Annotated in this window: 9 protein-coding genes and 1 riboswitch; all 9 genes read left to right on the forward strand. The window is 31.9% G+C overall.

All coding sequences use genetic code 11. The features are described from left to right. The first annotated feature begins 41 nt into the window (after nucleotides 1–41). The 9 genes from LQ673_RS03310 to LQ673_RS03350 all read left to right on the forward strand — a co-directional run bounded on the left by LQ673_RS03310 (nucleotide 42) and on the right by LQ673_RS03350 (nucleotide 12,076). Complete coding sequence (locus tag LQ673_RS03310; protein WP_126477441.1) at nucleotides 42–1,766, forward strand: ABC transporter ATP-binding protein; 1,725 nt, start codon at nucleotides 42–44, stop codon at nucleotides 1,764–1,766. Beyond that, nucleotides 1,763–3,607, forward strand: coding sequence for an ABC transporter ATP-binding protein (locus tag LQ673_RS03315; protein ID WP_037587859.1), 1,845 nt, complete (start codon nucleotides 1,763–1,765; stop codon nucleotides 3,605–3,607). Before LQ673_RS03310 ends, LQ673_RS03315 begins: the two co-directional genes overlap by 4 nt. A 14-nt stretch (nucleotides 3,608–3,621) precedes the next feature. Further along, nucleotides 3,622–4,131 (forward strand): GNAT family N-acetyltransferase, encoded by a 510-nt coding sequence (locus LQ673_RS03320; protein ID WP_191835514.1) that lies wholly within the window; start codon nucleotides 3,622–3,624, stop codon nucleotides 4,129–4,131. Nucleotides 4,132–4,248: 117 nt separating this feature from the next. Then, nucleotides 4,249–5,784: a tRNA (N6-isopentenyl adenosine(37)-C2)-methylthiotransferase MiaB gene (gene miaB, locus LQ673_RS03325; protein ID WP_126477438.1), complete on the forward strand. Its 1,536-nt coding sequence runs from the start codon at nucleotides 4,249–4,251 to the stop codon at nucleotides 5,782–5,784. Then, nucleotides 5,785–6,216 carry a YlbF/YmcA family competence regulator gene (locus tag LQ673_RS03330; RefSeq protein ID WP_025905606.1) on the forward strand — a complete coding sequence of 144 codons (432 nt, stop codon included), beginning with the start codon at nucleotides 5,785–5,787 and terminating at the stop codon, nucleotides 6,214–6,216. 8 nt (nucleotides 6,217–6,224) lie between these two features. Then, nucleotides 6,225–6,316, forward strand: a riboswitch (TPP riboswitch). 65 nt (nucleotides 6,317–6,381) lie between these two features. Continuing rightward, nucleotides 6,382–6,882: an energy coupling factor transporter S component ThiW gene (gene thiW, locus LQ673_RS03335; RefSeq protein WP_191835515.1), complete on the forward strand. Its 501-nt coding sequence runs from the start codon at nucleotides 6,382–6,384 to the stop codon at nucleotides 6,880–6,882. Nucleotides 6,883–7,022: 140 nt separating this feature from the next. Beyond that, the gene (gene mutS, locus LQ673_RS03340; protein WP_239704630.1) at nucleotides 7,023–9,548 is read left to right on the forward strand and encodes a DNA mismatch repair protein MutS; all 2,526 of its coding nucleotides are present in this window, start codon (nucleotides 7,023–7,025) and stop codon (nucleotides 9,546–9,548) included. Between the two features lie 14 nt (nucleotides 9,549–9,562). Next, a complete protein-coding gene (gene mutL, locus LQ673_RS03345) occupies nucleotides 9,563–11,533 on the forward strand; it encodes a DNA mismatch repair endonuclease MutL (protein WP_191835517.1) in 1,971 nt (656 codons plus the stop codon). A 9-nt stretch (nucleotides 11,534–11,542) separates the two neighbouring features. Beyond that, nucleotides 11,543–12,076, forward strand: a complete 534-nt coding sequence (locus LQ673_RS03350) for a glycerol-3-phosphate responsive antiterminator (RefSeq protein WP_037587870.1) — start codon at nucleotides 11,543–11,545, stop codon at nucleotides 12,074–12,076. Nucleotides 12,077–12,169 lie beyond the last annotated feature (93 nt).

A 12,169-nucleotide genomic window follows, 5' to 3' on the forward strand; every position in this document is an offset into this window, starting at 1 on the left:
GGAGAATGTTATAGGAAAATATATTAAAGGGGATATGTAAATTGAAAACGGTACTTAAATTTATTAGACCGTATAAATGGTTGTTTATACTCGGTTTAATATTAATGTTAGTAGAATTAGCGGTTGAACTCATTCAACCCATTTTTATATCAGAAATTATTGATAACGGCATTTTAAAGAATGATTTGAACCACGTATATTTATATTTAGTGATTATGCTTGTAACAGGATTAGTAGCCCTTTTATCAGGGATATGGAATAGTTTTGTTGCGGGGCATGTATCACAAGCATTTGCTTATGATTTAAGAACTGAACAATTTAAGAAAATCCAATCTTTTTCTTTAGCAACATTAGAGAGGTTTAAGACTTCAAGTTTAATTACGAGGTTAACAAGTGATGTAACCAATTGTGATCAAGCAGTATATATGTCAATTCGAATCATGTTACGAGCACCTTTAATGATTATTGGGAGCATTATTTTAAGTTTTGCAGTCGAACCGAAATTAGCAATTTATTTAGTAATAGGTTCTCCGATTATTTTTATTATTATATTTGTAATTGCGCGAAAAGGATCTAAACTATTCACAAAAATACAAAGAAAATTTGATGAAATGAATAGATTTTTCCAACAGAATTTAGAAGCGGTTAGATTAATTAAAGCAAGCCAAACGAGCAAACAAGAAATCAATCAATTTAATGAAAAAATCAAAGATATTAGAAGCAATTATACATACGCGCTACGCCTCATGGAATTTATCAATCCTTCATTATTATTGATTATAAATGGCAGTATATTAGCTGTTGTATGGTTTGGTTCAGATATGATCGATCATTCTACTTTAGAAGTTGGTAAATTAGTTGCTATATTAAATTATGGTATGAGAATGCAAGGTGGATTTGGGATGCTTGCTTTCTTAATCATGACACTTAGCAGAATGAAAGCATCAAGTGAACGAATTGAAGAAGTATTAATTACGCCATCAGATGAAAAAGTGTTCAATAATGAAATCGAACATAAGCCAAATTATGCATATCCTATTCAATTTAAAGATGTTTCTTTCACGTATCCAAATAGTCATAAGCCTGTTTTAGAACATATATCATTTGAAGTGAAACCGAGAGAAACTTTTGCCATTATGGGATCTACTGGTTCTGGTAAATCAACTTTACTCAGTTTGATACCTAAAATGTATAAAGTGACATCTGGAGAAATATTGCTTAACAATAAAAACGTAAACGATTGGGAAATTGAATCTTTAAGAGATGCAATTGGATACGTACCTCAAAAAGCATTGTTATTCTCAGGAACAATTTATGAGAATTTACAATTTGGAGATCCATCAGCTGAAAGTGAAATGCTAGAATTATCTTCAGAAAAAGCCCAAATACATCAATCTATCGAACGTTTTGATCATCAATATGATACGATGATTGGCCAACAAGGTGTGACGTTATCAGGTGGTCAAAAGCAAAGACTATCTATTGCTAGAGCACTTGTTAGGAAACCAGGTTTATTAATTTTAGATGATTCTACATCAGCATTAGATATTAAGACGGAATCTGCTTTATGGGATGCTTTGGAAGATGAAGAAACGACTAAATTAATTGTGACACAAAAAATTTCAACTGCTCAAACAGCAGATCGAATTATGTTACTAGTCGATGGACGTATTGAAGCGATTGGGACACATGAAACACTATTAGAAACATCACCATTGTATAAAGAAATTGCAAGTAGTCAAGAAAGTGCGGTGAGTTCATCATGAGTCTAAGAAACCCTTATGGTCATAAATCAGTATTTGAAGATAAAAATCGTACTCAAAATCCAACTAAAAAGAAAAAAAGAGCAAGAGATACGAAAGGTACATTATTAAATATATGGAAATTAATAGATGAAAAGCGAATACAATTGATTGTCGTAATTCTAATGATTATTTGTTCATCCATATTAAGTTTAGTTGGACCGTTTTTAATCGGACATATCATTGATACGAAAATTATACCGAAAGAATTAAATGGGCTGCCACAATATATCATACTGCTTGCTATTGTATATATAATGCTTTCAGTTACATCATATATAGGCTCATTTATGATGGTCAGTATTGCCCAGCGCACGGTATATTTATTAAGAAATCAACTCTTTAAACATTTTCAAACTTTGCCTGTCGCTTATTATGATCAAAAGCAACATGGTGAACTGATGAGTCGAATGCAAAATGATATTGAAAATGTATCACAAGTATTAAATTCATCATTTATACAGTTTACTTCTAGTGTCGTGACACTTATTGGTACACTTTCAATTATGCTGTATTTAAGTCCTTTACTCACACTATTGACAGTTATTATTATTCCAATCATGTTTATAAGCTTAAGATGGATTACTGCACGAACAAGTGTGTTATATGCTTTACGCCAAAAACAATTTGGAATTATGAATGGATATATCGAGGAAATTGTAAATGGACAAACAGTAGTTAAAGCTTTTTCTCAAGAAAAGTATGTTATAGATACATTTAATGAAAAAGCGAAAGACGTGAGAGAATATAGTTTTTGGTCAATCACATTTGGTGGTTTAATACCGAAAGTAATGAACTATTTAAATAATTTAAGCTTTGCCATTGTAGCTGGTATTGGTGGTATATTAGCTCTTAATCAAACTGCTGGTGTTACAGTTGGGGTAATCGTGATTTTCGCTGAATATGCGAGACAGTTTACAAGACCGTTATCTGATTTAGCAAACCAATTTAATACAGTATTATCTGCAATAGCAGGTGCCGAACGTGTCTTTGATATTATGGATGAACCAAGTGAGAAAGATGATAAAGAGGCGCAAGATTATCAAAATATTAATGGAGAAATTGAATTCGAACATGTTGAATTCAAATATGATCCTAACCAAAAAGTACCGACTATAAAAGATTTATCCTTTAAAATTAATAACGGTGAATCTGTTGCATTAGTCGGCGCAACTGGTGCAGGTAAGACGACAATCGTGCAACTTATCCTTCATTATTATGAAGTGAATAAAGGACGAATTCTTATCGATGGCATTCCAATAAATAAAATAACACGTGAATCTTTGAGAAGTTCTATAGGTGTCGTGTTACAAGATTCCTATTTATTTGACGGAACGATCAAAGACAATATTATGTATGGAACGCCTAATGCTACATATGAAGAAGTTGTAGAAGCTGCCAAAAAAGCAAATGCACATGACTTTATAGAAGCTTTAGAAAATGGTTATGATACAGTATTGAAAGGTGAATCTGGTTCATTATCTCAAGGTGAGAAACAGCTTATTTCTATCGCAAGATGTTTACTTCAAGATCCTAAAATACTTTTATTGGATGAAGCAACAAGTAGTATCGATACAGTTACTGAAATTAAAATTCAAGAAGCGTTAGATACATTAATGCAAGGTAGAACGAGTGTTATTATTGCGCACCGTTTAAATACAGTTAAAAAAGCAGACTTAGTCTTTGTATTATCACATGGTGAATTGATTGAATCTGGCTCTCAAGATGCATTAATCGAACAACAAGGCATTTATTATCATATGTTAAATACAAATGATGATGAACAAATAAAAGAATTAAATTAAAAGGGGATGCGTTTATGGAATTCAGAGAAATAGATAAAGATATTGAATCGTTATTCACAGAATATATAAATGAATGGTATGAAAACGAAGAACCGGTTGTTCCATGGGCGACTGACGTCCGTCAACACGGTGGTTTTGATAAGATGTTGATCATGTTAGAAGAAGCGATAGACCCAGTTGACGCAAACTTTGTAAAAGCAAAAACATATGTACTTATTGATGATGACAAAATTGTTGGCGCTGTAAATATTAGATATGCCTTAAATGACTATTTAAATAAAAAGGGTGGACATGTCGGTTACGGTGTTAGAAAAAGCGAACGAGGCAAAGGTTATGCGACTAAGTTGTTGAATTATGCAGTTAAGAATTTAAATAATGAAGGTGTTCATTCAGTTCTTGTAACTTGTGATGAATCAAATGATGCAAGTGCGAAAGTCATTATAAATAATAATGGTGTAGAAGATGAACCGTATAAATCAGATGAACATGAAAATACGAGAAGATTTTGGATTAAGCATCTTTAAAATTAAATAATAAGTACATGAAATGAAAGTGCAAAAATGTCGGAACATTTTTGCACTTTATGTTGAACTCTAATATAATATATAGGTATAAATATATGGGCAGAAAGGGTTTTGAAATTGAATGAAGAGCAAAGAAAACATGGGGCCAAAGCGAAGACAGAACCTAATTTAGAGAAGGATTATAGCAAGTACTTCGAACATGTTTATCAACCTCCAAATTTAAAGGACGCTAAACAAAGAGGGAAATCACAAGTTGAATATCATGATGATTTTAAAATAGACGAACGACATAGAGGTATGGGGAAAGGTCGTAAATTCTATATTAGAACATATGGTTGTCAAATGAATGAACATGATACGGAAGTAATGGCTGGTATTTTGCAGGCGTTAGGTTTTGGACCGACGAATTCAGTAGAAGATGCAGATGTGATATTACTTAATACGTGTGCGATAAGAGAGAATGCTGAAAATAAAGTGTTCAGTGAAATTGGGAATTTAAAGCATCTTAAACAAGAGCGACCAGATTGTTTAATTGGTGTATGTGGATGTATGTCACAAGAAGAATCTGTCGTTAATAAGATTCTTAAATCATACCAGAATGTTGATATGATTTTCGGTACACACAACATCCATAGATTGCCTGAAATTTTAGAAGAAGCATATATGTCTAAAGCGATGGTTGTTGAAGTATGGTCTAAAGAAGGCGACGTTATCGAAAATCTACCTAAAGTAAGAAATGGTAGAATTAAAGCGTGGGTAAATATTATGTACGGTTGTGACAAATTCTGTACGTATTGCATTGTACCGTTCACTCGTGGTAAAGAGAGAAGTCGTATGCCTGAAGAAATTATTGCTGAAGTAAGAGACCTAGCTAGACAAGGTTACCAAGAAATATGTTTATTAGGTCAAAATGTAAATGCATACGGTAAAGATATCGAAGGTTTAAATTATGGATTAGGTGATTTGTTAAATGACATCACTAAAATCGATATACCGCGCGTACGTTTTACGACGAGTCATCCTTGGGACTTTGATGATCGTTTAATTGAAGTGATTGCTAATGGTGGAAATATCGTACCTCATATACATTTACCAGTACAATCTGGTAATAACCAAGTGTTAAAAATTATGGGTAGAAAATATACACGTGAAAGTTATTTGGAATTAGTTCAAAAAATAAGAGCAGCAATTCCAGATGTAGCATTGACAACGGATATCATTGTTGGCTATCCTAATGAAACAGAAGAACAATTTTTAGAAACAATAAAGTTGTATCATGAAGTTGGTTTCGAACATGCATACACATATGTATATTCTCCGAGAGAAGGTACACCAGCAGCTAAGATGAAAGATAATGTGCCTGATAAAGAGAAAAAAGAAAGACTTCAAAGATTAAATAAAGTAGTTGGTGAATATGCTGCTGAATCATTGAAACCATATGAAGGACAAGAAGTATTTGTTCTATGTGAAGGTTCAAGTAAGAGAGATGAAGCGGTATTAGCAGGCTATACTGAAAAGAATAAATTAGTTAACTTTAAAGCACCAAAAGATGTAATCGGCAAAATCGTAAAAGTAAAAATTACTGAAGCAAAACAATATTCATTAAATGGTGAATTTATAGATGTTGTATCTAAAGAAAAGGTGGTACATTAAATGTATACAAAAGATGATATTTTAGAACAAGCGCGTAAACTGGGGAAAATGATGTCAGAAACAGAAGAAGTAGATTTCTTTAAACGTGCAGAAGCGCAAATTCATGAGAATCAAACAGTCAGAGAAAAAATGGCTAGTTTGAAATCTTTACAAAAACAAGCAGTTAATTTCCAAAACTATGGTAAAGATAAAGCTTTAGCTATGGTTGAAGAAAAAATAAAAAACATTGAAAAAGAATTAGATGAAATGCCAATTGTAAGTGAATTTAAAGAAGCGCAAGTTGAAGTTAATGAACTTTTACAAATGGTTTCTCATTCAATTAGCCATACAGTTACAAATGAAATTATTGAATCAACAGGTGGTAATCAACTTACTGGTGAAACAGGTGCAGCCGTTAGAAATGCTCCAAATACAAGTAGCTGTTCAAATTAAGATTTAACATATTGCACACACGGTGCCTAACAAGGCTGAGAATATACGTGTAGATTTGATCCAGGTAATACTGGCGTAGAGATTGTGCAACTAAAGATTATATATGCTCATAATCATTAGTCTGCCAATACGTAGACTAATGATTTTTTATTTGGAGGAAATATAATGAAGAAGACTAAATTAATGACTTTAACCGCAATATTAACAACAATAAATGTTGTCTTTAGTACATTTATCACGATACCAATAGGTCCAATAAAAGCATTGCCAATGCAACATTTTATTAATGTTATATCAGCCGTATTTCTTGGACCATGGTATGGCTTAGCGCAAGCTTTGTTATCTTCGTTTATTAGAAACTTACTAGGTTTAGGCACGATTTTTGCTTTTCCAGGCAGTATGATAGGCGTATTATTAGCAAGTTTACTTTATAAATATCGCAAACAATTAACGATTGCATCTTTAGGAGAAGTTATAGGTACTGGTGTGATAGGTAGCTTCGTTTGTATTCCGATAAGTTGGTTACTAGGACTAGGAAAAATTGCATTTTGGCCATTATTTTTATCATTTTTCTTTAGTAGTCTAATAGGCGCTATCGCAAGTTATATATTATTAAAGGCTTTTGAAAAAAGAGGTATATTAAAGAAATTAAAAAATGATAATTAAAGATACATCATGAATTAAAGGGCGTGAAGCATAAATTGCTTCATTACGCTCTTTTTTTAATAAATAAACATACTCGTTTAATAGTAGAAATTTTGATAAAATAGATAAATCGAAAGTTAAAAAAAGGAACGTGAATAAAGATGTCTAAACCAACGCCGATGATGGCTCAATATTTAAAGATAAAATCTCAATATCAAGATACATTATTATTTTTCAGATTAGGTGATTTTTATGAAATGTTCTATGATGATGCAATTGAAGCATCGAGAGTATTAGAAATAACACTAACAAGAAGAGATGCTAAAAAAGATCCAATACCAATGTGCGGGGTACCGTATCATTCTGCTTCTGGATATATTGAAAAACTTATTTCAAAAGGTTATAAAGTCGCGATTTGTGAACAAATGGAAGATCCGACACAAACTAAAGGAATGGTTCGTAGAGAAGTTGTGCAAGTCATTACGCCAGGTACGGTTATGGATCAAAAGGGTATGGATGAAAAAGCAAATAATTATATATTAGGATTTATAAAAGAAGACGGAGAGTTTCATTTAAGTTACTGTGATGTCACAACAGGAGAATTAAAAGTAACATCATTTGTTGATGAAACAACTTTAATTAATGAAATTACAACGATTCACCCTAATGAGATTATTGTTAATAAAGTGTTACCAGATAATTTATATAAACAAATTCAGCTTATAACTGAAACAATCACAGTTATTGATAGCTATGAAGAACGAGATTATGAAGTTGTCACGGGCACATCTCACGCTCAAAAAAAATCATTAAATTATTTATTAAATTATATTCATGATAATGGTAAACGCGATATGCCACACTTAGAAGAAGTTGTCGTATATAGAGCTTTAGATTATATGAAAATGGACTTTTACGCGAAACGAAATCTTGAATTAACAGAAAGTATCAGACTTAAATCTAAAAAAGGTACATTATTATGGTTGATGGATGATACGAAGACACCAATGGGCGCAAGAAGATTAAAGCAATGGATAGATAGACCACTTATCAACCAAAGAGATATCGAGCAAAGATTAGATGCTGTTGAACAATTAGTGAATGGGTTTATTGAACGTGATGAACTTAGAAGCTATTTAAACATGGTATATGATATTGAAAGATTAGTCGGAAGAGTCAGCTACGGTAATGTGAATGCTAAAGATTTAGTACAGCTGAATTATTCAATAAAACAAATTCCATATGTTAAAGAAATTATTGAAAGATTAGACTCAAAGTCTATAGATCGATTTAAAGATCTTGAACCATTAAATGATTTAGAACGATTATTAGATGAAAGTTTAGTAGAAGATCCACCGATTTCTGTTAAAGAAGGTGGGATATTTAAAAAAGGCTTTAACGAAACATTAGATCAATATAAAGAAGCTTCAACAAATGGAAAGCAATGGATTGCAGAATTACAATTAAAAGAACGTGAACGAACGGGTGTAAAATCATTAAAAGTAAGCTTTAACAAAGTTTTTGGGTACTATATTGAAATTACAAAAGCAAATTTAAATCATATTGATACAGATGCTCTAGGATATCAACGTAAGCAAACATTATCAAATGCTGAACGATTTATTACTGAAGAATTAAAAGAAAAGGAATCTATCATTTTAGGCGCAGAAGATAAAGCAATCGAACTAGAATATCAACTATTCCTGGAATTAAGACAAGAAGTGAAAGCTTATACTGAAAAATTACAAGCACAAGCTAAATTACTATCAGAAATAGACTGTTTACAAAGCTTTGCTGAAATTGCGCAAAAATATCATTATACTCGCCCAATCTTTAGTGAAGATAAAACATTATCACTTAAATCATCGCGACATCCGGTTGTTGAACGCGTAATGGATCATAATGACTATGTACCAAATGACTGTTATTTAGATAAAGAAGGCTTTATCTATTTAATAACAGGACCAAATATGTCTGGTAAGAGTACGTATATGCGTCAAATAGCTATTATTAGTATTATGGCTCAAATGGGAGCATATGTGCCTGCAGATTATGCGCAATTGCCAATATTTGATCAAATCTTTACAAGAATTGGTGCAGCAGATGATTTAGTTTCAGGCAAAAGTACATTTATGGTCGAAATGTTAGAAGCTGAAAAAGCTATGGTTGGTGCAACTGAAGATAGCTTAATTATATTTGATGAAATTGGAAGAGGTACATCTACATTTGATGGTCTAGCGCTTGCACAGTCTATGATTGAATATGTACATCATCATACAAAAGCAAAAACATTATTCTCTACACATTATCATGAGTTAACACATTTAGATGAAACGTTATCTGGACTTAAAAATATTCACGTTGCTGCACAAGAATATCAAGGAGAATTGATTTTCTTGCATAAAGTAAAAGAAGGCGCAGTTGATCAAAGTTATGGTATTCATGTAGCAAAGTTAACGGATTTACCTGATGAAATTATTGAAAGAGCTCATACTATTTTGCAAGAACTTGAATCTCATACAAAAGTAGAAAAAGAAGCAGATAAGTATGAACAACCGTCATTCCAATTATTTGAAGAACAAGGGCAATCTGAAATTGAAAAGAAACTTAAATCAATTGATTTAATGAACATAACACCTATTGAAGCATTATCAAAACTGCATGAATTACAAAAACAACTTAAATAGAAAGTGTGAGTGCATTGGGAAAAATTAAAGAACTCGAATTATCTTTAGCCAACAAAATAGCTGCAGGTGAAGTGGTTGAAAGACCAGCTTCTGTTGTAAAAGAATTGTTGGAAAATGCAATTGATGCTCAAGCTACTCAAATTGATATTACGATTAAAGAATCAGGTATTCAATCTATTAGAGTCGTAGATAATGGAACAGGCATTGAAGAAGAAGATATAGCTAAAGCATTTGGTAGACATGCGACAAGTAAAATCAATAACGATTATGATTTGTTTCATATTCGTACACTTGGCTTTAGAGGTGAAGCTTTAGCGAGTATTTCATCTGTGAGTAGAGTGACGATGAAGACTTGTACAGATGGTATGCTTGGACATGAAGTGCGCGTTGAAAATGGTGAAATCACGAAAAAACAACCTGCTAAAGCTAAAAAAGGTACAGATATTCTTGTTGAAGATTTATTCTATAATACGCCAGCAAGATTAAAATATGTTAAAAGTTTGTATACTGAACTGGGTAAAATTACGGATATAGTCAATAGAATGGCAATGAGTCATCCGAATATTGCATTTAATCTCGTATCAGATGATAAAACAGTTATTTCAACGAATGGTTCGGGAAGAACAAATGAAGTAATGGCTGAAATTTATGGCATGAAAATTGCGAAAGACCTTGTACCAATAAATGGAGAAACAGATGATTACGTCGTAAACGGATTTATTTGTAAACCTGAGCACACGAGAAGCAATCGACATTATATTTCTATATTTATCAACGGGCGATATATCAAGAACTTTGTACTTAACAAAGCGATTATAGAAGGTTATCATACACTCTTACCAATCGGTAGATATCCTATCGTTTATTTAAATATTGAAATGGATCCGATTTTAGTAGATGTTAACGTACATCCGACTAAACTTGAAGTAAGGCTTTCTAAAGAACAACTACTTTATGATTTGATTAATCAAAAAATTAAAGAAGCATTTAGAGGTATGTCATTAATTCCAGACACATCTTTAGAAAAACAAAAGCCAAAAAAATCACAAAAAGAAATTTTTGAACAACAAAAAATAGATTTTGAAGCTAAAAGAAATCAAAATACAACTCAACATCAGCATATATCTCATAATACTAAAAGTGTTGAAGAAATTGAAAAAACAAATGACATTGCAAGCAGAGAACCTTCACCTTCTTGGCAATTTAAAGATAAGACAGAACATCATTCGGTTATACAAGAAGATACTATCAATCAGGAAACTAATAGAGATATAGATGTTCAAAATGATGAACCCGAGCATATTGAAAATAATGAAGAAACTTATGAAGTTCAAGATACAGTAGAACATGTCGATACACCATATCAAGCGCCAATTGAAGAAGAACAAGTATCTGAAGCGCCACGTGTACCGTATATGGAAGTTGTAGGTCAAGTTCACGGAACATATATTGTGGCACAAAATGATACAGGCATGTTTATGATTGATCAACATGCTGCACAAGAACGAATTAAATATGAATTTTTCAAAGAAAAAATTGGTGAAGTCACAAACGAAACACAAAGTTTGTTGTTGCCACTAACATTTAATTTTTCTAAAGATGAGCACATGATTATTGAAAAATATTTACAATCACTTGCAGAAGCGGGCGTATTTTTAGAACCAATTGGTCATCATGACTATATGGTGAGCGAATACCCAGTTTGGTTGCCAAATGTTGAGGCTGAAGAAATTATTAAAGATATGATCGATTACGTGTTAAATCATGAAAAAGTTGATATTAAAAAATTAAGAGAAGATGCAGCAATTATGATGAGTTGTAAGAAATCTATTAAAGCTAATCATTATTTAAGAAATCATGAAATGAGTCATTTAATTGATGAATTAAGAGAAACAACTGACCCATTTACTTGTCCGCACGGAAGACCAATTATTATTGAATTAACGACGTATGAATTAGAAAAATTATTTAAACGCGTTATGTAGGAGGATAAAATGAATAAGCATATATTACCGGCTATTCGCTCTATGAAAGATATGGAAAAATTTTTAAAAATGGATTATGAAAGATGCGTTTTATTAGATACACATATCGGACATTTGCAAGGCATTTTAGAGCAAATGAAAAAGCATCAAAAAGAAGTGATGCTACACATTGATTTAATTAAAGGTTTATCAAATGATGAAGCGGCTGTTGAATATGTTATACAACAATATAAACCACATGGCATTATATCAACGAAATCAAAAATTATTAAACGTGCCAAAAAATTAAATACTTTAACGATATTACGTGTATTTATTCTTGATAGCACAGCGTTAAGTAGAAGTATTGAACTGATTAAACAATCAGACCCTGATTTAGTGGAAGTATTACCAGGTGTTGCTACTAAAGTGATCAAAGAAATCAGTGATAAAACAGGTAAGCGAATTATTGCAGGTGGATTAATTAATACGAAAGAAGAAATTGATTTAGCAATTAAAAGCGGTGCACAATATGTTACATCTAGCGATATTACAATTTGGTAAATTGATTTGACAACGTTTTCATAAAGTATTATACTTCTAATTAAGTTAATATATGAGATGAGTAAATGAGACCCTCTACGAAAAGAAACTATG

Source organism: Mammaliicoccus sp. O-M54, from assembly GCF_022386035.1.
GTDB classification, from domain to species: domain Bacteria; phylum Bacillota; class Bacilli; order Staphylococcales; family Staphylococcaceae; genus Mammaliicoccus; species Mammaliicoccus sciuri_A.

Bases quoted from the DNA above. Each gene is read 5' to 3' on its own strand.
- LQ673_RS03315 (WP_037587859.1), top strand. From the start codon at position 1,763: ATGAGTCTAAGAAACCCTTATGGTCATAAATCAGTATTTGAAGATAAA.
- LQ673_RS03320 (WP_191835514.1), top strand. From the start codon at position 3,622: ATGGAATTCAGAGAAATAGATAAAGATATTGAATCGTTATTCACAGAA.
- LQ673_RS03330 (WP_025905606.1), top strand. From the start codon at position 5,785: ATGTATACAAAAGATGATATTTTAGAACAAGCGCGTAAACTGGGGAAA.
- thiW (WP_191835515.1), top strand. From the start codon at position 6,382: ATGAAGAAGACTAAATTAATGACTTTAACCGCAATATTAACAACAATA.
- mutS (WP_239704630.1), top strand. From the start codon at position 7,023: ATGTCTAAACCAACGCCGATGATGGCTCAATATTTAAAGATAAAATCT.
- LQ673_RS03350 (WP_037587870.1), top strand. From the start codon at position 11,543: ATGAATAAGCATATATTACCGGCTATTCGCTCTATGAAAGATATGGAA.